We start from the raw sequence: 25523 nt of genomic DNA, 5'->3' as shown, positions 1-25523 counted from the left end.
AACAACCGACAACTCACCCCTGATAACTCACTTCATGTCTCCTCTCTTCCTCTTCTTGGCTTTCGTGGCGTTGCTTAGCGCCCTGGGCGTGGTATTCGCTAAAAATCCGGTGCACAGCGTGCTGTTCCTGATTCTGACGTTTTTCGCCTTGTCGGGACACTACCTGCTGCTAAACGCGCAGTTCCTGGCCGCCGTGAACATCATCGTGTACGCCGGGGCCATCATGGTTCTGTTCCTGTTCGTGATTATGTTCCTGAACCTGAACGTGGACACGGAACCGCACAAGCCGGCCCTAGCCAAGATTGCCGCCGCCGTAGCAGGTGGTTCTTTGCTGCTTATCCTGGTAGTAGCCCTGAAAGACGTGCTGCCCACCGGTGCCCCCACCGACGCTACCTTCGACTCGCAGATTGGGATGGTTAACCGCCTGGGCCTCGTGCTGTATCAGCAGTACCTGCTTCCCTTCGAACTGGCTTCGGTGCTGTTCCTAGTAGCCATGGTAGGAGCTGTTATGCTGGGCAAACGCGAGGTAGGAGAACGAAACTTTTAATATAGTCCTGCCCGACGGGCAGAATAGAAAGCGGCTACTGAAGCATCAGTAGCCGCTTTTTTTATGTTTGTGCGATGGAAGTAAAGCTATACAAATCACGGTGGCGCGCCGTAAAGCTGCTCATCGGCTGTTCTGGTTTCGTTGCGGTAGGCTGCGGACTGTTGCTTAAGGGCACTACCCCTCAATGGGGAGCCTGGGCGTGTATCCTCTTTTTTGGACTGGGCTATCCAGTGGGCGTCTACCATTTGCTGGACCGGCGGCCCCAGATTATTCTGAATGAAGCCGGCATTTTCGACCGGATGGCTCACAAGGTGTTTATCAACTGGAATATTATCGAGGACGCTTACCTGGTTCAGGTCCACGGGCAAAAGTTTATCTGCTTGGTTGTGCCGCCGGAGTGGGAGCCTTCCCGCAAGCAGGGCAAACTTGCCCAAACCCTAGCTCCCATTCCCAAGCACCTCGGCTTCCAGGAGCTCAACATCTCCTTATGTCAGATCAACGTCGATGAAGTCAGGCTGCTTGAGTTTATCCTATTGATGTCAAAAGCTAACCCGAAAGTCCGGGTGCCTTTGCTTGAGGACTTTACCAAGAGCTTCTAATCTAGAATCGGAATAAAATGCTCGTTATTTTCTTTTAAAAATTAAATTTTATCCCGCAATTCGCTTACCATATTCTCCATTTTATCTAATAAAATTGTAAGTCTGCTAACAGACTGCAGCAGCTGTATTTAGCTGTTATAGAGGCTCTTTATCCGGTTGGATTTGTGAAGAAGTTGCTGGCCCTACTGCTGGGCTTGCTGGCCTACCCGGCCTGGGCACAAACGGGCGCATCGGCACCCGAAACGGTACCGTGTGATGCCGTTATTCAGAAGTTCATGACTCGCTGGAAGCTCCCGGGGGCTTCTGTGGCTATCAGTCGGCACGGCCAGCTGGTGTACGCCCGCGGCTTTGGCTACGCCGACCTGGCCAAAAGCCAACCCGCAACGCCCGCTACCTTGTTTCGGGTGGCCAGCGTATCAAAGCCCGTAACTTCTGTAGCCATTATGAAGCTGCTGGAAGATGGCCGCCTTGACCTTCAGCACCGGGTTTTCGGGCCCCAGGGCTACCTCAACGACAGCTATTATACCAGCGTCATCACCGACCCGCGTATCTATACCATCACGGTGCGCCAGCTGCTAGAACACACTGCAGGCTGGAACCGCGACGCAGGCGTGGATGGCTTCAGCAGCTCCGACCCAATAGACTTTCCGGTTCACGTAGCGCAGGTAATGAACGTGCCCAACCCAGTCGGTGACTCCACGCTGGTGCGCTACCTGCTGAGCCAGAACTTGAACTTCACGCCTGGTAGCCGGTTTGCTTACTCCAATATTGGATACCTGATCCTGGGCAAAATCATTGAAAAGGTAACCGGACAACGTTACGAAGCATGGGTCCGCGCCCATGTTTTAGCTCCTAGCGGTATTCAGGAAGCCCACCTGGGCCGCAACCTCCGGGCGGATAAGCAGGAAAACGAGGCGGAATATTTTTGCCCGCTCATGGGCGAATCGTGCTACGGCACGGGCAAGCAGGTGCCTTTTGCCTACGGTGGGGCCAACCTCGAGGCCATGAATGCCCACGGCGGCTGGCTTTTCACGGCCCGGGACTTGGTGCGCCTCTTGCTCTCGGTGGATGGCTCCCCTACCCGCCCCGACCTCCTGCGGGCTTCGACCCTGGACACCATGACGGCACCTTCCCAGGCAACCCGGCGCTACGGCAAGGGCTGGATGCTCAGCAAGCGCGGGGTCTGGTGGCATACCGGTTGCCTTAACGGCTCGACCAGCCTGGTAGCCCGCACGCCGGATGGCTACACTTGGGCCCTGCTATTCAATGCCTGCCCGAATACCAACCGTTTTTGGAATGATGTGGAAGAGCTGGGCTGGGACTGCGTGAACAGCACCAACACTTGGCCTTCCGTTGATCTGTTTCCACCCGAGCAACACGCAACCCGGCTCCGAGTGAAGCGAACTGCCGCTAACTCGGCCACTTTGGCCTGGAGTAATGGCAATGGCACGCATCGGCTGGTGGTAGTGCGCGAAGGAGCCCCGGTCAATGCTTTCCCGCTAGACGGCCGTACCTACGCTGGGGGGCGCATACTAGGCAACGGGACCTCTCTGGGCCAGGGCAACTACGTAGTGGCCGCCGGCCCCGACAGCACTGTGCAAGTAAATGGCCTACTGCCTGGCCGCACGTATTACGCTCGGGTTATGGAGTACCGAATGGATGAGAAGACGGGTATGCAGCCCGTATATGCCTTTGACGGCAACCCCAGCACCCGCTTTCAACTTCCTGAGCCGGCTCCACTGGCTAAAGCCAAGCTCCGCAGCAGCTCTCATAAAAGCTCTTTGGCAAGTAAAGTGCGGGCCAAAAGTTCTCGGGCAACATCACCCGCCCTACCCGCCCCCCCCCAGGCGCAACCTGCTTCTGAGCAAAACTCTTATCTAGGACGCCTGCGTAGTCTGCTGAGTTGGCGCAAAGGGTAGGCACGTATTCTTGCCTATGAAAAAGGCTCCTGGTGAAAAACCAGGAGCCTTCTATTTTAAACCGGGGAAGAAGGCTCTTCCGCCGGGGAGCGGCGCATCCACGCTGGACCGCAACTGGCGCGCATTTTCTGCTGAAACTTCTCCTGCTCCTCTGGGGTCAGACCCGCCATCCGGGATTCCATTTTCTGTTTCCACAAGCGGCGCCGCTGGGCCCAGCCTTGGCCCCGGCCCCCACGCCCCCACCCTCCAAACAGGATGCGGGAAAGCAGCAGCAGCCCTAGGGTTTGCCAGAACGTAATAGTAGGCCCGCTAAATAAGGTCGGCACCAGCCAGTTCCAGAGGTACATGGTCAGGAAGCCAGCCACGGCCACGAACAAGGTGGCAAAGAGTATGAATTTGAGGCCGCCAAGCAGCCAAAAGGAGCGGTTCATGCTGGGTAGATAGAAAGCAGAAAAGAAAGGAAGGACACGAATCCTTGCCACACTTTTTCAAATGATTAATCAGTAAACAGCTCAGTATAGAGCGTTTGCAGCCGCTTGCGTAGGTGCTGCACAGCGTAATGCTTGCGCGAAATCAGGGTTTTGAGCGGAACGCCGGTTTCCTCTTCCATTTCGCGGAAGGTTTTGTCTTCCAGCTCGTGCCAGATAAATACCTGCCGCTGGGCCGCCGGTAACTCAGCCAGCGCATCAGAAAGAGCTTCCATGAGCGTTTCACGCAGCAGCCGGTTTTCGGGTGCATCATCAGGCGCCGGCAGGATGTCGGCCAGCAGCAGCGTATTCTCCTCTCCGTCGGCCGCGAACAGGGCCATTTCATTTTCCAACGAAACCGGCTTTTTACGGCGGTACAGGTCCGTGATTTTGTTGCGGGCCACGCGAAACAGCCAGGCGGCGGCCTGCTCCACCGGTTTCAGCATCCGGTAGCTTTCCACCAGCTCCGCAAACACATCCTGGAGTACGTCTTCGGCCTCGGTTTCATCAGGGATGCGGCGGCGTATAAAGGCCAGTAGGCGCGTGCGCTGGGTGCGTACAGCTTCCTGAATTTGCAGGTCCTGGTGGCCAGCCGTCATCAGTGAGGCGTCGAGTGGGTAGGCAATAGTTTCCATTCTACTCCGGCAGACGCGGGAGCCTCTTGAATACTTTAGTCTAGGTAGTAATTATTTAGGGATGTAGCCCCGGCAGTACAGCTCGGAAAGGCGCCTTGGTTGCCCAAAGCCCTTGTTCAGCGGGAATTGTGGAGTTCAGGGCACAAAGCCGTTTTACTGAGCCGGGTTATCGAAATGATACAGGAAGGTAATGATACCTGTGTACGCGGGTTTGCGGCTTCCTTCAATATTCAGCGCTACCTCAATACGAGCCTTGGCGATGCCGCGCAAGTCTTTTACTGTCAGCAGCTTAGCCCGCAGCTGCACCTGACTATCTACCGTCACGGCCTGGTTGAAGCGCAGGCTCTCAACTTCGTAGTTTACCTGCATTTTCAGATTCTCAATAGTTACAATCTGGTTCCAGAGGTAGGGCAGCAGGGCCACCGTAAGGTAACCGTGGGCAATGGTAGCACCAAACGGCGACTCCGTTTTCGCGCGCTCGGCATCCAGATGAATCCACTGGAAATCCAGCGTGGCGGCCGCAAACTGGTTGATTTGCTCCTGCGTGATACGGTGGTAGGGCGAGATTCCCAGCTCTTGGCCTTCGTACTGCAACAACTCGGTCAGGCTGCCAATGGTAATGCTCATGCGGGTAGGAAATTGGGGTGTGGTTACGAAGGTAGGAAACGGGCGCCAGCGGCCCGGCCTGCAAAGATGCGGTTCGGGCGGGAAATGAAAACGACGCTGTTTACTGTCTGGCCGCGTCCGGCGGCCTTGCCAGCCGTGAATCTTCGTCTTGTCTCAGCCTAGAAAGGGTCAGATTTTGCCGTGGCGTTTTCCAATTTTCAGGATACCTTTGCCGGCTAGTTGTCCTGAACTCCTCTATCGTTCGGGCGTCCTTTCGCCGTCAGCCTTCCCGCATGGACCAGAATATACCGCAGGTCATCCAAACGGTACCCCTTCAGTACTACGTTTTCTTTGCCACCGCCTTGTTTTCCATTGGGGTGCTCGGAGTACTAACCCGCCGAAATGCCATTATCATCTTTATGTGCGTGGAGCTGATGCTCAATGCTGTAAACGTGCTGCTGACGGCTTTTTCGGCGTACCGGGCAGACGCGAACGGGCAGATTTTCGTGTTTTTCATCATGGCTGTGGCCGCCGCGGAAGTAGCTGTGGGGCTTGCCATTATTGTGATGATCTACCGCAACCTGCAAAACACCGACGTTAATCTGCTTAATCGACTGAAGTTCTAGGTTTGAGCCGTGAGGACTTAAGGCGTTGGTAGTATGGCTTTTCCGTTCCACTGAATGGAAAAATCTACGGAAGCCAAGCCGCTGAGCCCTAGGCCCCAAGACCCCATTCATATGCAAGAACAAGTATTACCCGCCGCCAGCGCCCCGTACTCCACTTTCCTGTACGTGCTGATTCCGCTGCTGCCGTTTCTGGGTTTTCTCATCAACGGGCTGCTCAACCGCCGGCTTTCCGGCACGGTAGCCGGCCTGATTAGCTCGGCAGCCGTGCTCGGCTCCTTTGCTATTTCCGTGTTCCTGTTCCTGAATTTTCAGTACCAGTACACCGTCACGCTCTTCGACTGGATTTCGGTGGGCTCCCTGCAGATTCCGTTTTCCTACCAGATTGACCAGCTCAGCCTGATTATGCTGCTGCTGGTGACGGGCGTGGGCTTCCTGATTCACGTGTACAGCATTGGCTACATGCACCACGACGAGAACGTGGGCAAGTTCTTTAGCTTCCTGAACCTATTCGTGTTCAGCATGCTGGTGCTGGTGCTGGGCGCCAACTTCGTGATTCTGTTCATCGGCTGGGAAGGCGTGGGACTGTGCTCCTACCTGCTCATCGGCTTCTGGAACAAAAACCACAACTACAACAACGCCGCCAAGAAAGCCTTCATCATCAACCGCATCGGCGACCTGGGCTTTCTGCTGGGCATCTTCCTGATTTACCTCACCTTCAACTCGGTGCAGTTTGGGGAAGTGTTTCAGAAGGCGCACTTGGGTCAGTTCGGCCCCTACACCGTAAGCATCGTCACGGTGATTACCCTGCTGCTCTTTGTGGGCGCCACCGGTAAATCGGCCCAGCTACCACTATACACGTGGCTGCCCGACGCCATGGCCGGCCCTACCCCCGTTTCGGCCCTGATACACGCCGCGACCATGGTAACGGCGGGCATCTACATGATTCTGCGCGCCAATGTGCTCTTCACGCTGGCTCCCGATACGCTCGAAGTTATTGCCATTATTGGCGCCGCTACGGCCCTGTTTGCCGCTACCATTGGCCTGGCCCAGAACGACATCAAGAAGGTACTGGCCTACTCCACCGTATCGCAGCTGGGCTACATGTTCCTGGCGCTGGGCGTCATGGGCTATAGCACTTCCCTGTTCCACGTCCTGACCCACGCCTTCTTCAAGGCCCTGATGTTCCTGGGCGCGGGTTCCGTGATTCACGCCATGAGCAACGAGCAGGACATGCGCCGCATGGGTGGTTTGCGTAAGGCTCTGCCCATTACGTTTATCACCTTCCTGATCGGCTGCCTGGCCATTGCCGGCATTCCGCCCTTCTCGGGCTTCTTCTCTAAAGACGAAATCCTGCTGCACGCCTACCAGCACAGCAAGGCCCTGTATGCGGTGGGTCTGTTTACGGCCTTCCTGACGGCCTTCTACATGTTCCGCCTGCTGTTCCTGACCTTCTTCGGCGAGTTCCGCGGCACCGAGGAGCAGAAGCACCACCTGCACGAGTCGCCGGCTTCCATGACGCTGCCGCTGGTTATTCTGGCTATTCTGGCCGCCGTGGGTGGCTTCATGAACGCGCCGCTGCTGCTAGGTGAAGAGAACGGCTACTTGGCCAACTACCTCGCGCCGCTGTTCACTTACTCCAAGCAGTTGAACCCCGCCGCTTTCGGCGTGGAAGTTGACCACGCTACGGAGTACATGCTCATCGGCCTCTCGGTGGGCGCCGGCGTGCTGGGTATCATCTTCGCCTACGTGCAATACGTGAGCCGCGGCGTGCGCCCGGCCGAGGACGACGCGCACCGCTCGGCCCCGGAGAATGTGGTTTACAACAAGTACTACATCGACGAGCTGTATAATGGCCTGTTCGTGCGCCCCATCATGGGCCTCTCGCGCGGCCTCTACCGCTACGTGGAAAACGGCATCATCGACCCCGTGGTGAACGGCTTCGGCCGCCTGACCATGGGCGGCGGGCAGCTGCTGCGCTACGTGCAAACCGGCTCCGTGGAAACTTACCTCATCCTGATGGTGGTAGGCATTGTGCTGGTGCTGGCTTTGAACTACCTGAAGTTTTAGGTGTATGCAGGGCGCATTACTGCTAGCAGATATAATTGAACCTGGCTTCTCCCTAACTGGAGCCTTGTTTATGCTAACGTGCTACATGATGCCCGCCCTTTTCGGTCGTGACCAGCAAAATGGTCGGACCATCTTTTTCCTGAATCTGCTCCTGGGCTGGACCCTCATCGGATGGTTCTACGCTCTTCATCTTGCGCTCAAACTGTCGCCTACTGATCAGGAAGCTGCTGCTTCACACGGATTTTGGCGTCATCGGAATAACCTGATTAGCTAATGCTGACTGTCCTTCTCCTACTCTGGCCCGTGGCGGCCGCCCTGCTGCTGCACTTCTTTAAAGGCGGCGCTGCCCGGGTGGCGGCGTTCGGCGCGGCGCTGGTCGAACTCGTGCTGGCGGCCTACGCAGCCTTTACGTTCAACCCGAACAACGCCGGACAATTCTCGCTGAACCTGCCCTGGATTGCCTCCGCTGGCATGAATTTCCACGTGGGCATGGACGGGCTGAGCTTGCTGCTGGTACTGCTGACGGCTTTTCTGGTCCCGATTATTCTGCTGGCCGCCTTCCGCCGCGACTTCGAGAATGAGTCGGTGTTCTACGCCCTGGTCTTGTTCATGGAAACCGGCCTGATTGGCGTGTTCACGGCCCAGGATGCCTTTCTGTTCTACTTCTTCTGGGAGGTAGCCCTGATTCCGATTTACTTTCTGGCCGGCGTGTGGGGCGGCGTGAACCGTGCCAAGGTCACGTTCAAGTTCTTCCTCTACACCATCGTCGGCTCCTTGTTCATGCTGGCTGGCTTCGTGTACCTCTACTTCCAGACTGGCCCCGCGGCCAACGGTCTGGCCGCCCATAACTCCGACCTGGCTTCTTTCTACAACCTGAACCTGCCGGCCGAAACGCAGGCTTGGCTGTTCTGGCTGATTTTTGCGGCCTTCGCCGTGAAGATGCCCATCTTCCCTTTCCACACCTGGCAGCCCGACACCTACACCGAGGCTCCGGCTCCGGCCACCATGCTGCTCTCGGGCATTATGCTGAAGATGGGTATTTACGGCTGCATGCGCTGGCTGCTACCCGTCGTGCCCCTGGGCGTTGACCGGTGGCAGAATCTGGTGCTGATTCTGGCGGTTATCGGTATTATTTACGGGGCCATCATTGCTATTCGCCAGCAGGATGTAAAGCGCCTGATTGCTTACTCCTCCCTCTCGCACGTCGGACTGATGATTGCCGGCGTGTTTTCCCTCACGCAAATTGGCCTGCAGGGCGCCAGTATTCAAATGCTGGCCCACGGCGTGAACGTGGTAGGCATGTTCTTCATTGCCGATGCCATTGAGCGCCGCACGGGTACCCGCAACATTGCCGACTTGGGCGGTCTGACCCGGCAGGCACCGGTGCTCACGGTGTGCTTCCTGGTTTTGCTGCTTGGCACCGTGGCCCTGCCCCTGACCAATGGCTTCGTGGGTGAGTTTCTGCTGCTGGCCGGTGTGTACCAGTACAATGCCTGGATGGGCGCCGTGGCCGGCGTGACCATTATTCTGGGCGCCGTGTACTTGCTGCGCATGTTCCAGCGCGTAATGCTGGGCCCGGACTCGTCCTTCACCGCCACTTTCACTGACCTGACCGGCGCGGAGCTGGCTTTGCTGGTGCCGCTTATTGTGTTGGTATTCTGGATCGGCTTGTTTCCCAACACCTTCCTGCACCTGTCGGAAGGCAGCGTGCTGAGCATTCTGAACGAGGTAGTAAAACGCTAAACTGATGGTAGTCCGCGGTGGCTTCCGCCGTGGCAACTCCCTCCTACGCTAATGAATTCAATCATTCTACTTTCCGTTCTGGGCCTCGGCAACCTGTTCCTCGGGTTCCGCCGCTCCAACCGGTTGCTGCTACCCGTGGCCATGCTCATGCTGGCCGTGGTATTCGGGGTGAACTTTCTGGACTGGGGCACCTCGCAGTCGTTTTTCAACGAGATGCTCGTCGTTGATAATTTCTCGGTGGCCTTCACGGGCATCGTAGTTCTGACGGCCTTGCTGCTGTTGCCCTTTTCGCAGCAGTACGTGCGCGACGGTGAAGCCAATCTGGCGGAATACTACTCTTTGCTGCTCTTCTCGCTGGTGGGCGCCATCATGATGGTGTCGTACAACCACCTGCTGATGCTGTTTTTGGGCATTGAAACCCTGAGCATTGCCATGTACGTGCTGGCTGGCTCCGACAAGCGCAACCTGCGCTCCAACGAAGCTGCCCTGAAGTACTTCCTGATGGGAGCTTTTGCCACCGGCATTCTGCTGTTCGGCATGGCCCTAGTGTACGGCGCTACCGGCACCTTCGTGCTGCGCGACATCAGCTTTGCGGTGCAGAACCCGGCCAATGCCACGCTTACGCCCATGCTCTACATCGGTATGCTGCTGATGCTGATTGGTATTGGCTTTAAAGTATCGGCCGCGCCCTTCCACTTCTGGACGCCCGATGTGTACGAGGGCACGCCTACCTTCTTCGCAGCTTTCATGAGCACGGTGGTAAAAACGGCGGGCTTCGCGGCCTTCCTGAAGCTGCTGGTCCAGGCTTTCCCGGCGGCCGCGGCCCAGGGCCTGTGGCTGCCTACCCTCACGGCCATGTGCGTACTTACCTTGCTGATTGGCAACGTGGGGGCCGTAGCCCAAACCAGCATCAAGCGGATGCTGGCCTACTCCAGCGTATCGCACGCGGGCTACCTGCTCATTGGTCTGGTAGCCTTCAACGGGCAACTGGAAGGAGCCTCCGCCAATGGCGTTTTCTTCTACTCCCTGGCCTATTCGGTGGCTACCGTGGCCGCTTTCGGGGTGCTCAAGCTGGTGGCCGATGCCCGCCAGCGCGAGGATTATAATGGCCTGAACGGTCTAGCGAAAACCAATCCGTTGCTGGCCTTTGTTATGACGGTTGCTATGTTGTCGTTGGCGGGAATTCCGCTTACCGGGGGCTTCTTCGGCAAGTTCTTCGTGTTCTCGGCCGCCGTGGAAAATGGCTACATTGGCCTCGTGGTATTTGCCGTGGTGATGTCCATGGTTAGCATCTACTACTACCTGCGGCCCATTATTGCCATGTACATGAATGCTCCTGATGCTACCACCACCGAGGCGGTGCCGGTTGGCTCGTTCCAGTCGGCGGCCCTACTGCTGCTGGCCTTGCTAACGGTAGTACTAGGCGTACTGCCAGGCCTGGTGAGCGGTATTTTATAAGCGCAGCACCCACGCATAAAAAAAGAGCGGCCCCAAGGGCCGCTCTTTTTTTATGCGTGGGTAAATCTTACTTTTTCACGACCCGAATGCTGATGCGCCGGTTCAGAGCCCGCCCCTCGGCAGTATTGTTGGAGGTAACAAAGTATTTGCTTCCGTAGCCTTTAGCTTGCAGGCGGTTGATATCTACGCCTTCGTTGGCAAGTACCAACATGGCGGTTTTAGCTCGCTCCTCACTGAGTTGAAAGTTTTTCAGGGCATGACCTGTGCTGTCAGAGTAGCCTCCAATCTTTACCACTGAATTGGGGAAGGTTTTGAGGATGCTGGCAATGTTGCGCAGCTGCTGATACGACTCATCCGTGAGGGTAGTCTGTGCCGTCTCGAAGTACACCCGGTCGAAGTTAATCCAGCCTTTAGTGCGGTTCACGGAGTCTACCTGCATTCTGGGGTCGGCCAGGAAGGTGTAGAGGCGGTTTTCCGTAGAACTGGCCCCCACTTTTTGGGTAGTGCCATCAGCTAGCCGCAGAATCAGGGGCTGACCCGTGTCGTAAATGTATTTGTCGTCGACGGGGTCGTAGCGGCCAGTGGCAGCAGCCTTCGCCGGAGCAGTTGCCGCCATGCTAGTAGTTACCAGCCCCGCTGCGGTGCCATTCTGCGGGGCTTCTCCCGAATCGTGCCCGAAGAAGTAGCCCAGGCCCACTGCCGTCAGCAGGAGCACGCCCCACACCCACGGCTGGCTGGCAATTTGGGTAGTGGCGCTGGGCGCAGGTGGCGCGGGCGTAAACGTGCGGCCTCCTCCTACTGCGGTCCAAGAGCCGGTAGTAGGTGCCATTTCAGTGCCTACCCCCAGGGCTACCTCTGGTAAGGGAGTCAACTCCCGGCCTGTTTCGGGGACGGGTAAACGCGTACCCCCGGCCAGCAACAGCCGGCGAAACGCGCCTTCATCCTGCTGAAGCCACTGCGCCAGTCCGGCCACGTCAAACTTATGTTCCTGGCTGTATTCGCCAGCTACGCCCAGCGCCGCTACCGCTGCCACACTAAATAAGTGGTGCACCGCCGAGGAGTTGATGTTAGCCGCAGAAGCTATCCGCAGGCTGGTTACGTTGTAGGATTCCCCCATCAAGCCCCGCATAAGCGCTTCGCCCCGTTGCAGCCACGCCTCCTGCCCCGATTCCAGAATAGTTTCGGGAACGTTAGCACCATAGGCCTCCCGGCTCAGCTTCCATACCGCTTCGGGGCCATCGGGTCCGCTTACGCGACCCACCAGCGCATGCACCACTGTGGGGACTATTTGGCCTAAAGCAACCCAAATCCCGGCCTGACTTTCCTGGGTCTGTTCGGCCAGCCGATCTACGACTTTACTGGTGAAAAATACTTGTGAAGTGTGCGTTACGGCTTGTTCCATGATTATCCATTCCCTTACAGTCCAACATGACACAAAGTACAATTATTTATTACAATAATTACGTTAAATGATTAAATCTTACACCGTCTAGCATTCTTAAAAACCTCGTGCTTCTTTACTGATCATCAGAAGCTTAACAGTAATATTCGCTTGAATGTGGCCCTTACTACCGGTGCTAGTGATATTGGGCTGCAGGTGGGGAGGCTTACCCGCTTCAGCACGATTCCCTCGGTTATGTGCCTGCCATAAAACAGAAAGCGGCGCCTGACATATCAGGCGCCGCTTTCCGGGTCTGGAAATAAGTAAACTCTATTTCCCTGCTACTGCCGTAGCAATGCTCAACTCCTTTAGTTGGGCATCTGAAATCGGCGAGGGCGAGTCAATCATGACGTCGCGGCCGGAGTTGTTTTTGGGGAAGGCAATGAAGTCGCGGATGGAATCGGCGCCGCCGAAGAGACTGCAGAGACGGTCGAAGCCGAAGGCAATGCCACCGTGGGGCGGGGCGCCGTACTCGAAGGCGTCGAGCAGGAAGCCGAACTGGGCTTTGGCTTCTTCATCGGAAAAGCCCAGGAGTGAGAACATGCGGGCCTGCACCGCGCGGTCGTGGATGCGGATGGAGCCACCGCCTACCTCTACCCCGTTAATGACCATATCATAGGCGTTGGCGCGTACTTCCCCAATGGTGTCGGGCGAGTCGAGCAGGGCTACGTCTTCGGGCTTGGGCGAGGTGAACGGGTGGTGCATGGCGAAATAGCGGCCTTCCTCCTCGTTGTATTCGAGCAGGGGAAAATCGACTACCCACAGGGCCGAGAACGTGTCCTTGTCGCGCAGACCGAGGCGCTGGCCCATTTCCAGGCGCAGCTCCGAGAGGGCCTTGCGGGTTTTGTTCGGCTCGCCGGCCAGCACCAGCAGCAAGTCGCCGGGCTGGGCGTTGAAGGCCGCTTTCCACTGCTGCAGCGCCTCCTGGGAGTAAAACTTATCCACCGATGACTTCACCGTACCATCCTGCTCCACGCGGGCATACACCAAGCCAGTGGCACCAATCTGGGGGCGCTTCACGTACTCGGTCAGTTCGTCGAGCTGCTTGCGGGTGTAAGAGGCCGCGCCGGTAGCGTTGATGCCTACTACCAGCCCGGCGGCCTCAAATACGGGGAAGCCGTGGCCTTTTACTACCTCGCTCAGCTCTACGAACTTCATGTCAAAGCGCGTGTCGGGCTTGTCGTTGCCGTAGTAGCGCATGGCGTCGGCGTACGTCATGCGGGGCAGCTGGCCGATTTCCAGGTTTTTCACCTCCCGGAACAGGTACTGCACCAGCCCTTCGAAGGTGTTGAGGATGTCTTCCTGCTCCACAAACGACATTTCGCAGTCAATCTGCGTGAATTCCGGCTGACGGTCGGCGCGCAGGTCCTCGTCGCGAAAGCACTTCACAATCTGGAAGTACCGGTCGAAGCCTGACACCATCAGCAGCTGCTTGAACGTCTGGGGGCTCTGGGGCAGGGCGTAGAATTCGCCGGCGTTCATGCGCGAGGGCACAACAAAGTCGCGGGCGCCTTCCGGGGTGCTTTTAATCAGTACGGGCGTCTCTACTTCGATGAACTGCTGGCCGTCGAGGTAGCGGCGGGTGGCCTGGGCCACGCGGTGGCGCAGCATCAGGTTCTGGCGCACGGGCGAGCGGCGCAAGTCGAGGTAGCGGTACTTCATCCGCAGGTCGTCGCCGCCGTCGGTTTCGTCCTCAATCAGGAAGGGCGGCAGCTTGGCCGGGTTCAGCACCTGCAGCGTTTCTACCCGAATTTCGATGCTGCCGGTGGGCATCTTGTCGTTTTTGGAGTGGCGCTCGGCCACGCGGCCCGTCACGCAGAGCACAAACTCGCGGCCCAGCTGCCGGGCCTGCTCGCGCACCTCGGCCGTTTCTACCCCTTCTTCCAGGGCCAATTGCGTCAGGCCGTACCGGTCTCGCAGGTCCACCCACAGGATGCCGCCTTTGTCGCGGGTGCGCTGAACCCAGCCGCAGAGCGTAACGGTTAAACCAATGTGTTCGGGGCGCAAGTCGCCGCAGGTGTGAGTCCGGAGCATGTTCTTAATAGCATGAGGAATGAGAAATCAAAGAATGAGCAGTAGAATTGAGAGTCGGGCCGACAGCAACTCTTTATTCCTCATTCTTCATTTCTCATTCAATTACAGGGCGAAGGTAGGCAGGAAAATCAGTCGAAGGCTGAAAAAACGTCGGTCTGGGAGCGGGACTTACCGGGGGCGAAGTTGAGGAAAACTAGGATTTCCCGGGTGAAGGCTCCTTTTTTGCAGACTCGGCCTAAATCCGGCACGGAGTATGCAAACCACCCCGTACCAACCATTCTTCACGTGCCACAACCTTCTTTTACCCATATGAAACGCCCCGTTCTGCTCGCCATGGCCGCCACGCTCTTGTCTTTTTCCGCTGCTCAGGCCCAGACCAAGGTTAAAACCAAAACCAAGTCCGAAGTCAACGGTACGGAAATCAAAACCAAATCGGAGACGGTGGAGCCCGTAACCCTGAACGGCCCCATCAAGCGCGTAGAAACTCTTTCGGGCATCGACGTATTTCCTTCCTCCAGCGGCCAGAGCATTATGCTCAGCTTCACCCAGCAGTTCACCAAACCCGGCACGCTGGTGATGACCAATTACAAAAAGCAGCCCGTGTACACCACTGAGCTTGACCCGCAGAACAACACCGGCGCGCCCGTAGACCTGGGTCGTATTCCGGCCGGCACTTACCTGATTGAGGCCAAAACCGGCAACTACGTGTACTGGAAAAAGGTGAGCATCAAGTACCCCTCGGTATCCGTTTCCAAGAAGCGCCGCTAAATCACGGCTTAAACGGATTGCACGGATTCGTTCTGCGGTTTGTTTGACGTACGCTTACGCGGATTTTTTGCGCTCCGGGGTCGTTATGGCTTCGGAGCTTTGCGTTTGCTAAGCCCCTGCGGTTTGCTTTAGACCTAGTAGGTTGCACCCTCCTACCCTTCCTTGACTATGATACCTTTCCGTTTTTTCCGCCTTGCCTCCCTGCTGCTCGTACTGGGCGCCCTGGTAGCTTTTGCCGGCCCCAAACTCAAGAAAACCCCCATCGGCCAGAATATTACCCTGGGAGTGCCCGAAGGCTTTGCGGCGCTGCCCGACGATGGTATTGCGGCCAAGTATCCGGCGGCGCGTAAGCCCCTGGCTGTGTTCAGCAACCCCAGCGGCCGCATCGACCTGAGCGTGGCCCAGAAGCCTACTACCTTCAGCAACCGCGACTACGCCCTGCTGCTGAAGATTTACAAGGCCAGCATTCAGAACATGTACTCGAAAGTGCAGTTTCTGCAGGAAGACATCCGCACGGTAAATAAGCGCGACTACGTGGCCTTGGAGTTCGTATCAACGGTTACGGACAACCGCCGCGGTGGCAACCTGGCCCCCATCCGCAAGTACCAGTTCGTGCAGTACGCCATCGAGGGCGACCAGCTTTACGTCTTTACCTTCGTGGCCCCGGCCGAAGAGCAAGCCCAGTGGCAGCCCGTTGCCAAGGCCGTAATGAGCAGCGTGACAATGAAGTAAGATAGTGAGGTGTGAACTAGTGGGTTGGCTGTTCTATTGATGCCACCAGCGTAGTTTGCGCCAACCGAACCTTAACCTCACTTGTTCACTACCTCACTATCTTACCGCCCATGACCCTTTCGCTTTATTCCGACGAGCAGTACATGCGGGAGGCGCTCAAGCAGGCGCGCTACGCTTTCGAAGAAGAGGAAATTCCGATTGGGGCGGTAGTCGTGCTGGATAAGCGCATTATTGCCCGGGCCTACAACCAAACCGAGAAGCTCCAGGACGTGACGGCCCACGCCGAAATGCTGGCCCTGACGGCGGCGGCTAACCACCTGGGCAACAAATACCTCACCGACTGCACCCTGTACGTAACCGTGGAGCCCTGCGTGATGTGCGCCGGTGCCACGGCCTGGGCGCAGGTGCGGCGGGTAGTGTATGGGGCCTCGGAGCCAAAGTTTGGGTTTCGGCGCCACGGCAACTTGCTGCACCCCCGTGCCGAGATGGTGAGCGGCATCCTGAGCAATGAGAGCGAGGAGCTGATGCGGGAGTTCTTTGCGCAAAAGCGGAAATAGCTACTTTTGGCCGCTTCCGTAACCCTGGGGCCACCGCGGCGGTTATAGCTGCAGGTACTCCGGAGCGGCTGCGTCGCTTCCTCTTTCCACCAATCAAACCCTTCTGTTATGGCCTTCGAACTGCCCCAACTGCCCTACGCCTACGATGCCCTGGAGCCGCACATTGATGCGCAAACCATGGAAATTCACCATACCAAGCACCACCAGGCCTACGTCACCAACCTCAACAATGCCATTGCCGGCACCGAGCTGGAAGGCAAGAGCTTGGAAGAGCTGATGCATAACATTGCCGCCGCCCCGGCCGCGGTGCGCAACAACGGTGGTGGCCACTGGAACCACTCCCTGTTCTGGACCATCTTGGGCCCCAACGGTGGCGGTGAGCCCACCGGTGCTATTGGCGAGGCTATTACCAAGGCGTTCGGCTCCTACGAGAAGTTCAAGGAAGAATTTACCAAGGCCGCTACCACCCGTTTCGGCTCCGGCTGGGCCTGGCTCTGCAAGCAGGCCGACGGCTCGGTGCAGATCTGCTCGACGCCCAACCAGGACAACCCCCTGATGCCTGACACTGGCTGCAAAGGCACGCCCGTTCTGGGCCTCGACGTGTGGGAGCACGCCTACTACCTGAAGTACCAGAACCGCCGCCCCGACTACATTGCGGCCTTCTACAACGCCATCAACTGGGACGAAGTAAACCGTCGTTTCGCCGAAGTAGCGTAACTGCTGCATTCTCGGCTGTATCTGGAAAGGCTACCCTAAACGGTAGCCTTTCTTTTTTGGGGCCGTGCAGCCGCCTGTCCGCAGCTCCCAGCTGGCCTTTCTCAGCCCCGCCGGCCATGCCGGACCCGATTTGCCAACTGGTAAGGCTGCTGTCTTAAGCCAGGGTTTTGCCAGGGGCCTTTTCTCCGCCGCAGGGATTTACCGGCCCATTTCACCGGAAGGATTTCTTGTATCTTTAGGATCAAAATTATGTTCCCCCTTCCTTTCCCAACGGCATTTGCATGAGTACCAAGCTGCGTCTCATTATCCTGAGCTTTCTACAGTTTTTTATCTGGGGTTCGTGGCTAATCACCATCGGTGCCTACTGGTTTCAGACCAAGCAGTGGTCGGGGGCTCAGTTTGGGGCCATTTTTTCTACCATGGGCATTGCCTCCATCTTCATGCCTTCTATCATGGGGATTATTGCCGATAAGTATGTGAATGCCGAAAAACTGTACGGCATCCTGCATATTCTGGGTGGGGTAGTACTGTGCATGGTACCTTTAGTAACGGATCCGGGCACCTTTTTCTGGGTGATTTTACTGAACATGATTTTCTACATGCCCACGCTGGCCCTTAGCATTGCCGTGTCGTACTCGGTGCTCAAGCGCGAGGGCTTGGATGTAGTGAAAGATTATCCGCCCATCCGGGTGTGGGGCACCATCGGCTTCATTGTAGCCATGTGGACGGTGAGCCTGCTGGGCTTTGAAAAGTCGGCCAGCCAGTTTTATGTAGCGGCGGGTGCAGCTTTGCTGCTGGGCGTGTACTCGTTTACCCTACCTAAGTGCCCGCCGCCTTCCAAGAACACACCGAGCCGCTCCCTAGTCGATGCCCTGGGCCTGAAGTCGTTTGCCCTGCTGCGCGACCCCAAGATGCTCACCTTCTTCCTGTTTGCCCTGCTGCTGGGCGCGGCCCTGCAGCTCACCAATGCCTACGGCGACACCTTCCTCCACGACTTCGACAAAGTACCAGCTTACCAAGACTCGCTGGCGGTAAAGTACCCGGCCATCATCATGTCGATTTCCCAGATTTCGGAAACGCTGTTCATCTTGGCTATTCCGTTTTTTCTGCGTCGCTTCGGCATTAAGCAGGTCATGTTCTTCAGCATGATTGCCTGGGTGCTGCGTTTTGGCCTGTTCGCTTACGGCAACCCCGGTTCGGGCCTCTGGATGATTATTCTTTCGTGCATCGTGTACGGCATGGCCTTCGACTTCTTTAACATCTCCGGCTCGCTGTTCGTGGAAACCCAGACGACCTCTTCCATTCGGGCCAGCGCGCAAGGCTTGTTCATGATGATGACCAACGGTTTCGGGGCGGTACTCGGCTCCTCCGTCAGCGGCATCGTCATTGAGAAGTACTTCACCAACCCCGTTGACCAGACCAAGGACTGGCACAGCATCTGGATAACGTTTGCCCTGTACGCGTTGGTTATTGCCGTGCTGTTCGTCATCCTGTTTAAGCACAAGCACAGCCCCCAGGAGGTAGAGGCTACCCACGCCGAGCCCTTGCTTGCGGTTGAGTAAAGCAAGATTTCTTCCGTTTACAAGCCCCGACGGTTCGTTTCCGCCGGGGCTTTTTGCGTCTGATGTGAGCTAGGTAGTTCGCTCCGGAGGAACTCCTTGGGACATAATAGTTGGCTGCTTTATCCTGCCAATTCGCCCCAATTTCCTATCTATGCGGAAAGCCCCGCACTACTTTGGAAAAACAAGCTACCGCGCCCCCCTCCCCCGCCATTGTATCAGGTCTGGAGTCAATGTTTGACACGGCCTTTTACTTTCAGCCCGTTCGGTATTTCTACCAGCGCTACGGCAAGTTGCCGCGCCGCCTGAACTTTCAGCTCTCAGGCAAGGCTGACCGACAAACTTTACTCACGGAGCTAGGCACCACCTATGACCTGGAAGCCTGCCTGGTAGCCCACACCCAATCCTATGAAAAAGCGGGCGAAGGCCCGGAGGTACTGACGACGGCCCTGCTGCTGGCCCCGGAGCTGTTGCTGCTGTTCGGCGACCGAAGCGGCTACGGCGACCGGGGCGCGTTTGTGTTCTACTCTCCCGACACCGACCGGCAGGAACTGGAGCGCGTCACGAAGGTGCTCACCAGCCTGCTCGACGCCGGCGAGCAGGAGCGCCACCGCATTCATGTACTGCGCTTGGCCTTCAACGACCTGGAGTTTACGCCCCTAAGCATCAAAATTCCGGAGGTAGACCTGGCCACGCACTACAACGACGACCTGCTACCGGCCCACGAAACCATTGTGCAACGCCTGCGCCAGCCCCAGGACAAGGGCATCGTGATTCTGCACGGGCAGCCGGGTACGGGTAAAACCAGCTACATCCGTCACCTGTGCGGCCTCACCGACAAGCCCAAGCTGTTCATTCCGCCCAACCTGGCCCCGCGCATTGCCGATCCGGAGTTTATCAACCTGCTGCACGACAATACCAACTCCGTGCTGCTCATTGAGGACGCCGAGGAGCTCCTGCTCAAGCGCGACGGGGGCCGCGGCAGCAGCGCCGTCAGCAACCTGCTCAACCTCTCAGATGGCCTGCTGGCTGACTGCTTCCACATTCAGATAGTGTGCACCTTCAACACGGATCTGGCCCGCATTGATAGCGCCCTGCTGCGTAAAGGCCGCCTGATTGCGGCCTACCATTTCCAGCCGCTCGTGCAGGAAAAGGCCCAGGCCCTGGCCGCTTCCCTAGGACAAACGGAGCCCGTTACTACCCCTCTGGCCCTAGCCGACATTTACAACCGCGACGCACCTATTTTTGAGACGACAGTGAATGGGAGCCGCATTGGTTTCAGCCGTTAGGCACGCTGGCTTAAGTTTTAGATTGGTATATAATCAGTCTATAAACAGTCTGTTTATGGCACACAAAAAACCCGCTCCACAAGGCTGTGGAGCGGGTTTTTTGTTGTTTTCGCTAAGCCAGAAGCCGCAATTGGACCTTCCAGTAGAAGCAGTGCAGACTTAGAATTGCTCGTCGGCCGTGAAGAAGAAGTTGCCTTCGATCTGCGCGTTTTCGTCGGAATCCGAGCCGTGCACGGCGTTGGCTTCGATACTCTTGGCGTACTTTTTCCGGATGGTTCCTTCGGCGGCCTGGGCGGGGTTGGTAGCGCCAATCAGGGTACGGAAGTCAGCCACGGCGTTGTCTTTCTCCAAGATAGCCGCTACAATGGGGCCCGAGGACATATATTTAACCAGGTCGCCGTAGAAAGGGCGCTCCTTGTGTACCTCGTAGAACTGGCCGGCGCGCTCCGGGGTCAGCAGTACTTTCTTCAGGCTAACGATGCGGAAGCCGCCTTCCTCAATCATGCTCAGGATGCCACCAATGTGGTTTTCCTGGGTAGCATCGGGCTTAATCATCGTGAACGTGCGGTTCGTGGCCATGGGCTCTGTCGTATAGTTGGGGTTGAAATGAGATGCTGCGCGCGAGGCATTGCCTGTTTGCGGGGGCAAAAGTAGCGGGTTTAGCCGGCATTGCGAGGTGGAACCGAAGCATTCCACAAAAGTGTCTTGCTATTCCAGCGGGCATTGACCGCCTTAAACGCACCTTTCCAAAAGGTGTTTTGTTGGAACCCAGATTATTTACGACTTTTGCCGCCTTTGTACGCGGCCTAATCGACCGAAATTCAGTCACCTACCCCGTAGGCAATGTCCACAATATCTGAGCTGAAGGAGCTGCTGGCGCAACCCCGACAGATTTTCATCACCACCCACCACAAGCCCGACGCTGACGCCCTGGGCTCGTCGCTGGGACTGGCCGGTTACCTGCGCAAGAAGGGCCACTCCGTTACGGTCGTGACCCCTTCGGACTACCCGAACTTCCTGGCCTGGATGCCCGGCAACGACGAAGTAGTGGTCTATGAGCCGCGCGAAAACGACGCGCAGGTCCGCGACATCATCGGGACGGCCGAGGTGCTCTTCTGCCTCGACTTCTCCTGCCTGGGCCGCATCAATGAGCTGGGCGAATACATCCGCAACGCCCCCGGCACCAAGGTCCTGATTGACCACCACCAGGAGCCGGAGCAGTTCGCCGACCTGGACTACTCCAACTCCAAAGCCGCCGCTACGGCCGAACTGGTATTTGAAGTAATTCGGGACCTAGGCGACCAGGACCTGATTGACACCGGCATTGGGGAGTGTTTATACGCCGGCATTATGACCGACACGGGCTCGTTCCGCCACCCCAGCACTTCCCGCAACGTGCACCTGATTATTGCCGAGCTGCTCAGCGCTGGCATCAACCTTTCCGATGTACACCGCCGCATCTACGACTCGCACTCCGAGGAGCGTCTGCGCTTCCTGGGCTTCGTGCTGAAGGACAAGCTCACGGTGCTGCGCGAATACAACACGGCCTACATTGCCATTACGGCCGATGAGCTGCGCCAGTACCACTCTAAAACCGGCGACACGGAAGGACTGGTCAACTTCGCGCTCAGCATCGAAGGCATTGTGTTTGCCGCCATTCTCATCGACCGGCCCCAGGCAGTGAAGATTTCCTTCCGCTCGGTAGGTGACTTCTCGGTAAGCGAGTTTTCGCGCCGTCATTTCCAGGGCGGCGGCCACCACAATGCCGCCGGTGGTATCAGCCACGACCCGCTGGAAGACACTGTACAGCGCTTTTTAGGGCTGCTACCGCAATATCAAACCCAACTGGTAACGGCTCCGCTGGCCATTACGCCGCCATCGGTATAATTCGGTGTAACTTGGGCCCACATTCCGTTTTAACGCTAAACCCTTTCATGCTCCTTCAACGCAACCTTTTGAGCCTGGCCCTCGCTGCCGGCGTCCTGGGCCTCGCCTCCTGCAACAAAGGCGGTGATTTCAGCAAGACGAAATCGGGGATTGAATACAAAGTTTTCAAAGGCACCAACGGCAAGTACGATGACCGTGAGGTAAGCGCCGAAGGTGACCCTACCTACAAAGACCGGGTAGGCAAAATCATGGCTCTGCACGTGGAATATCGCACGGCCAAGGATTCTATCCTGTTTAACTCGCGCAAGCAGCAAATGGGCTTCCCGGTGCGGGTGCCCCTGGACTCGGTGCGGAAGGAGCAGCGCGGCGGTCTGGAGGAAGCTATTTCGCTGTTGCAGCCCGGCGACTCGGCCGTGTTCCGCTTCAACGTGGACACTATCTTCGCCAAGTCGTTCCGCCAGCCGGTGCCGCCCTTCATGAAGAAAGCCGGTAACACCATGACCATGTACGTGAAGGTGGACAAAGTCCAGACTCGCGACGAGGCCATGGCCGACGTGCAGAAGATGCAGGTAGAGCAGCAGCAGAAAATGCAAGCCTACGCCGAGACCCAGCTTAAGAAGGACGACGTAACCCTGCAGGACTACATCAAGAAAAACAACCTAAGCGCCCAAAAGGATGCTTCAGGCGTGTACGTAGCCGTAACGCAGCCCGGCACCGGCCCCAAGCCTAAGCAGGGCCAGCTGGTGTCAGTGCAGTACAAAGGCACCCTGCTCGATGGCAAGGAGTTCGATTCCTCCGCCAAGGGCAACCAGGGCAAGCCCATCGAATTCCCGATTGGGGTAGGCCAGGTCATTCCCGGCTGGGACAAAGCCATTCCGCTGCTCAACAAGGGCTCGAAGGCAGTGCTGCTGATTCCGTCCTCGCTGGCCTACGGGCAGCGTGGTGCCGGCGCTAATATTCCCGCCGATGCTATCCTGCGCTTCGACGTGGAGCTGGTAGACGTGAAAAACGCGCCGGCCGCTCCCGCTGGTCAGCCTAACCCGGCCGACATTCAGCGTCAGATTGAAGAGATGCAGCGCCAGCAGCAGGGTAAATAATCCCGCTGGTTAGCGCCCCCAGAAAAGCCCCCGGTCCGGTGCAACCGGGTCGGGGGCTTTTTGCTCTTGTTAACTATACTGCTTTCTCTCCTTTGCGTATGCGTACCGCTTTTTTCCGCGCCCGATTAACTCGCCTACCCCTGCTGCTACTCAGCCTGTTTACCCTGCTACTGGCGGCTTGCCAGAAGGAGGAGGAAGACAACACCGACTACGCCGCCCGCGACGAGGCCGCCATTCAGGCCTACATTGCCGACAACAAGCTCACCTGGTTTCAGCGCCAGCCTTCGGGCCTGTACGTGGCCATTACCCAGCCCGGCACCGGGGCCACTGCCAAAGCCGACCAAACGGTTTCGGCCAAGTACAAGGGCACCACCCTCGACGGGAATGTGTTCGACAGCAATATGAATACGCTGGGCTCGTTTTCGTTTGTCCTCGGCAAGGGGCAGGTTATTGCGGGCTGGGACCAGGGTTTTGCCCTGCTCAACAAGGGTAGCAAAGCCATTCTGCTGATACCGTCTGAGCTGGCGTACGCCGCCCAGGCAAGGCCCTCTATTCCGGCGCACTCTATTCTGCGCTTTGATGTAGAAGTAACCGACATCAAGTAAAGCCCAGACAACTTGCCACGGGCAGGTAGGCCGGGTGCCGGTCGACTTTGCCGCACCAGTTTCTGCTTGGTAGTTGCAACACCCCTCCTTTCTCTATCACACGATGAACACCGCTTTATTCCGCTCCCGGTTGGCTCGGCTACCTCTGCTACTGCTGGGCTTGTTTGCGCTGCTGCTAGGCGCTTGTCAGAAGGAAGACAACACCGACTATGCCGCCCGCGACGAAGCAACCATTCAGAAGTACATTGCCGATAATAAGTTGACTGGTTTTCAGCGCCAGGCCTCGGGCTTGTATGTGGCTATTACCCAGCCCGGCACCGGCCCGACGGCTCAGAAAAACCAAATAGTATCGGCCAAGTACAGCGGCAGCTTCCTCAACGGAAATGTGTTCGACAGCAACACCAACTCCTACAACCTGCTGGATTTTCCCTTGGGCCAAAATATCATGATTCCGGCTTGGGAAGAGGGCTTCACCCTGCTTAACAAAGGAGCTAAAGCTACTTTCCTGGTTCCTTCGGCCCTGGCCTACCGCGAGGTTGGTGCTGGCCCGATTCCGCCCAACACGGTCCTGCGTTTTGATGTGGAAGTCGTGGATGTTGCCGCCTCTATCGACTACGCCGCCCGCGACGAGGCCACCATTCAGAAGTACATTGCTGACAAAAAGCTTACGGGTTTTCAGCGCCAGCCTTCGGGCCTGTACGTGGCCATTACCCAGCCCGGCACTGGCGCCAATGCCAAGAAAGGGCAAACGGCCGCAGCCCGTTACACGGGCACTACTTTAGACGGCAAAGTGTTTGACAGCAATACCTCAGCTGCTAGCCCGTTTTCGTTTGTGGTCGGCAATGGGCAGGTAATAGCCGGCTGGGATGAAGGGTTTACCCTGTTAAACAAGGGCAGCAAGGCCATTCTGCTGCTGCCCTCGAATTTGGCCTACGGGAACAGAGCCGTCAGCACAATCCCGGCGAATTCCATCCTGCGCTTCGACGTAGAACTGGCTGATATCAAGTAAATTAAGACAAAACAAACAGTAGTTCGTTACCTTTTGCGTTTTCCCATGAAGAAGTTTGCGCTGGCCCTCTCCTTATTGGCTTTGCCGCTCGTTACTGTGCCGGCCCTCACCAGTTGCAACACCGAGCCTGACTATATCAAGCAGGCCCGCCAACTGGAAGAAGACCAGAGAAAAGCTGACGACGCCACGATTCAGGCCTATCTCACCCGGCACAACATCACCAACTACTCCCGCCTACCTTCGGGAATTTACTTAGTACCAGTGGTCGATGGGCCAACCAGCAACCCGCTGATTAAGGCTGGCAACAAGGTGAACACCAAATACATCGGCAAGTTTATTGGTGCCAATAATGACGGGCAGGTGTTTGACGCCTCCAGTAATAACCGAACCGCCTGCGGCTGCTTTGGCTTCGTTAACGGGCAGGCTGGAGGAGTTATTCCGGGCTGGAACACGGCCACCTTGCAAATGCGCAAGGGCGACCGGAAGCTGCTGCTAATTCCGTCATATCTGGCCTATGGCGCGAATGGCTCGGCCGCCATTTTCCCGAATACGCCCCTGCTTTTCGACCTTGAGATCCTTGACGTTCAGTAACCAGCAACTTCTATGCGGCACCCGTACCTTGGCATTATAAGCTTGCTTCTGAGTGCTTTGCCCTTTTGGGCGCAGGCGCAGCAGGTACTACCCGTTGCCGTGCCCACCACCACTGACAGCTTGCTGGCCCGGGCTGTTACTACCTCTTCGGGGCTGCGCTACCTGATTCGGCAGCCGGGCAGTGGCCCTACGGCCCGCGCCGGCGAGAAAGTAACCGTACACTACACGGGCTTTCTGACGGATGGGCATATTTTCGATGCCTCCGTGAAGCAAGGCGGGCCGTTGAAAGTGCGGGCCGGTCGCGGGGAAGTGGTACCAGGCTGGGACGAAGTGTTGCTGCTACTACCCCAGGGCAGCCGGGCCCGGGTCTGGATTCCGGCGGCGCTGGGCTACGGCTCGGAAGGCCGCCAAGACCCGGACAACGAGCAGCGCTACCTGATTCCGCCCAACGCAGACCTGGTGTTCGAGCTGGAAGTGTTGAAAATAAAGTAAACAAGCGGCCCACTAGTAGCACACTGGTGGGCCGTTTGGTTTAGATAAACCGAAGGCGGCTCTTGATGCGGCTACCTA

General features: G+C 57.3%; 26 protein-coding genes. 20 read left to right on the top strand and 6 right to left on the bottom strand.

Annotated features, from left to right (window positions below; genetic code table 11):
* Positions 1-34: 34 nt before the first annotated feature.
* From IEW18_RS18910 to IEW18_RS18900, 3 genes are all read left to right on the top strand, one after another.
* Positions 35-547 (top strand): NADH-quinone oxidoreductase subunit J family protein, encoded by a 513-nt coding sequence (locus IEW18_RS18910; protein WP_188559441.1) that lies wholly within the window; start codon positions 35-37, stop codon positions 545-547.
* 74 nt (positions 548-621) lie between these two features.
* A complete protein-coding gene (locus tag IEW18_RS18905; protein WP_188559440.1) occupies positions 622-1146 on the top strand; it encodes an STM3941 family protein in 525 nt (174 codons plus the stop codon).
* 164 nt (positions 1147-1310) lie between these two features.
* Positions 1311-3065, top strand: a complete 1755-nt coding sequence (locus tag IEW18_RS18900; RefSeq protein ID WP_188559439.1) for a serine hydrolase domain-containing protein — start codon at positions 1311-1313, stop codon at positions 3063-3065.
* Positions 3066-3121: 56 nt separating this feature from the next.
* Here IEW18_RS18900 and IEW18_RS18895 read toward each other — a convergent pair whose 3' ends face one another.
* From IEW18_RS18895 to IEW18_RS18885, 3 genes are all read right to left on the bottom strand, one after another.
* Positions 3122-3496 (bottom strand): periplasmic heavy metal sensor, encoded by a 375-nt coding sequence (locus IEW18_RS18895; protein WP_188559438.1) that lies wholly within the window; start codon positions 3494-3496, stop codon positions 3122-3124.
* A gap of 65 nt (positions 3497-3561) precedes the next feature.
* Positions 3562-4167, bottom strand: a complete 606-nt coding sequence (locus tag IEW18_RS18890) for an RNA polymerase sigma factor (protein WP_229728852.1) — start codon at positions 4165-4167, stop codon at positions 3562-3564.
* Between the two features lie 153 nt (positions 4168-4320).
* Positions 4321-4794, bottom strand: coding sequence for a MaoC family dehydratase (locus IEW18_RS18885; RefSeq protein ID WP_188559437.1), 474 nt, complete (start codon positions 4792-4794; stop codon positions 4321-4323).
* A gap of 272 nt (positions 4795-5066) precedes the next feature.
* On the opposite strand from IEW18_RS18885, the gene nuoK reads away from it, so the two are divergent.
* From nuoK to IEW18_RS18860, 5 genes are all read left to right on the top strand, one after another.
* On the top strand, positions 5067-5399 hold the full coding sequence (nuoK, locus tag IEW18_RS18880; protein ID WP_045687923.1) for an NADH-quinone oxidoreductase subunit NuoK: 333 nt from the start codon (positions 5067-5069) through the stop codon (positions 5397-5399).
* 111 nt (positions 5400-5510) lie between these two features.
* Positions 5511-7466 (top strand): NADH-quinone oxidoreductase subunit L, encoded by a 1956-nt coding sequence (gene nuoL, locus IEW18_RS18875; RefSeq protein WP_188559436.1) that lies wholly within the window; start codon positions 5511-5513, stop codon positions 7464-7466.
* Between the two features lie 4 nt (positions 7467-7470).
* A complete protein-coding gene (locus IEW18_RS22025; RefSeq protein WP_373285749.1) occupies positions 7471-7740 on the top strand; it encodes a superinfection immunity protein in 270 nt (89 codons plus the stop codon).
* The gene (locus tag IEW18_RS18865) at positions 7740-9209 is read left to right on the top strand and encodes a complex I subunit 4 family protein (RefSeq protein WP_188559434.1); all 1470 of its coding nucleotides are present in this window, start codon (positions 7740-7742) and stop codon (positions 9207-9209) included. Before IEW18_RS22025 ends, IEW18_RS18865 begins: the two co-directional genes overlap by 1 nt.
* Positions 9210-9260: 51 nt before the next feature.
* Positions 9261-10667, top strand: coding sequence for an NADH-quinone oxidoreductase subunit N (locus tag IEW18_RS18860; protein WP_188559433.1), 1407 nt, complete (start codon positions 9261-9263; stop codon positions 10665-10667).
* Positions 10668-10734: 67 nt separating this feature from the next.
* Here IEW18_RS18860 and IEW18_RS18855 read toward each other — a convergent pair whose 3' ends face one another.
* Together IEW18_RS18855 and aspS are read right to left on the bottom strand one after the other, a co-directional pair.
* A complete protein-coding gene (locus IEW18_RS18855; protein ID WP_188559432.1) occupies positions 10735-12069 on the bottom strand; it encodes an OmpA family protein in 1335 nt (444 codons plus the stop codon).
* A 309-nt stretch (positions 12070-12378) separates the two neighbouring features.
* Positions 12379-14142: an aspartate--tRNA ligase gene (gene aspS / locus IEW18_RS18850; protein WP_188559431.1), complete on the bottom strand. Its 1764-nt coding sequence runs from the start codon at positions 14140-14142 to the stop codon at positions 12379-12381.
* Between the two features lie 309 nt (positions 14143-14451).
* Here aspS and IEW18_RS18845 point away from each other — a divergent pair, with 309 nt between their 5' ends.
* The 6 genes from IEW18_RS18845 to IEW18_RS18820 all read left to right on the top strand — a co-directional run bounded on the left by IEW18_RS18845 (position 14452) and on the right by IEW18_RS18820 (position 19764).
* Positions 14452-14910, top strand: a complete 459-nt coding sequence (locus tag IEW18_RS18845; RefSeq protein WP_188559430.1) for a T9SS type A sorting domain-containing protein — start codon at positions 14452-14454, stop codon at positions 14908-14910.
* Positions 14911-15078: 168 nt separating this feature from the next.
* Positions 15079-15642 carry a hypothetical protein gene (locus tag IEW18_RS18840; protein ID WP_188559429.1) on the top strand — a complete coding sequence of 188 codons (564 nt, stop codon included), beginning with the start codon at positions 15079-15081 and terminating at the stop codon, positions 15640-15642.
* Between the two features lie 110 nt (positions 15643-15752).
* Positions 15753-16199: a nucleoside deaminase gene (locus IEW18_RS18835; protein ID WP_188559428.1), complete on the top strand. Its 447-nt coding sequence runs from the start codon at positions 15753-15755 to the stop codon at positions 16197-16199.
* Positions 16200-16307: 108 nt separating this feature from the next.
* On the top strand, positions 16308-16916 hold the full coding sequence (locus IEW18_RS18830; protein WP_188559427.1) for a superoxide dismutase: 609 nt from the start codon (positions 16308-16310) through the stop codon (positions 16914-16916).
* A 281-nt stretch (positions 16917-17197) separates the two neighbouring features.
* Positions 17198-18478, top strand: coding sequence for a nucleoside permease (locus tag IEW18_RS18825; protein WP_188559426.1), 1281 nt, complete (start codon positions 17198-17200; stop codon positions 18476-18478).
* Between the two features lie 173 nt (positions 18479-18651).
* A complete protein-coding gene (locus IEW18_RS18820; protein ID WP_188559425.1) occupies positions 18652-19764 on the top strand; it encodes an AAA family ATPase in 1113 nt (370 codons plus the stop codon).
* Positions 19765-19923: 159 nt separating this feature from the next.
* On the opposite strand, the gene IEW18_RS18815 is transcribed toward IEW18_RS18820, so the two are convergent.
* Entirely contained in the window at positions 19924-20343 is a 420-nt protein-coding gene (locus tag IEW18_RS18815; RefSeq protein ID WP_110978668.1) for a nucleoside-diphosphate kinase, read from the bottom strand.
* Positions 20344-20607: 264 nt separating this feature from the next.
* Between IEW18_RS18815 and IEW18_RS18810 the strand changes: the two genes are divergently transcribed.
* The 6 genes from IEW18_RS18810 (at position 20608) to IEW18_RS18785 (ending at position 25445) form a co-directional block, all read left to right on the top strand.
* Positions 20608-21651: a DHH family phosphoesterase gene (locus IEW18_RS18810; protein ID WP_188559424.1), complete on the top strand. Its 1044-nt coding sequence runs from the start codon at positions 20608-20610 to the stop codon at positions 21649-21651.
* A 47-nt stretch (positions 21652-21698) separates the two neighbouring features.
* Entirely contained in the window at positions 21699-22748 is a 1050-nt protein-coding gene (locus IEW18_RS18805; RefSeq protein ID WP_188559423.1) for an FKBP-type peptidyl-prolyl cis-trans isomerase, read from the top strand.
* Between the two features lie 98 nt (positions 22749-22846).
* On the top strand, positions 22847-23353 hold the full coding sequence (locus IEW18_RS18800; RefSeq protein ID WP_188559422.1) for an FKBP-type peptidyl-prolyl cis-trans isomerase: 507 nt from the start codon (positions 22847-22849) through the stop codon (positions 23351-23353).
* A gap of 103 nt (positions 23354-23456) precedes the next feature.
* Entirely contained in the window at positions 23457-24362 is a 906-nt protein-coding gene (locus IEW18_RS18795; RefSeq protein WP_188559421.1) for an FKBP-type peptidyl-prolyl cis-trans isomerase, read from the top strand.
* A 45-nt stretch (positions 24363-24407) separates the two neighbouring features.
* On the top strand, positions 24408-24953 hold the full coding sequence (locus tag IEW18_RS18790; protein WP_188559420.1) for an FKBP-type peptidyl-prolyl cis-trans isomerase: 546 nt from the start codon (positions 24408-24410) through the stop codon (positions 24951-24953).
* 99 nt (positions 24954-25052) lie between these two features.
* Positions 25053-25445: an FKBP-type peptidyl-prolyl cis-trans isomerase gene (locus tag IEW18_RS18785; RefSeq protein WP_188559419.1), complete on the top strand. Its 393-nt coding sequence runs from the start codon at positions 25053-25055 to the stop codon at positions 25443-25445.
* The last annotated feature ends 78 nt before the right edge of the window (positions 25446-25523 follow it).

Source organism: Hymenobacter glacieicola (assembly GCF_014640315.1).
GTDB classification, from domain to species: Bacteria; Bacteroidota; Bacteroidia; order Cytophagales; family Hymenobacteraceae; genus Hymenobacter; species Hymenobacter glacieicola.
This window is presented reverse-complemented; position numbering and strand designations above follow the sequence as displayed.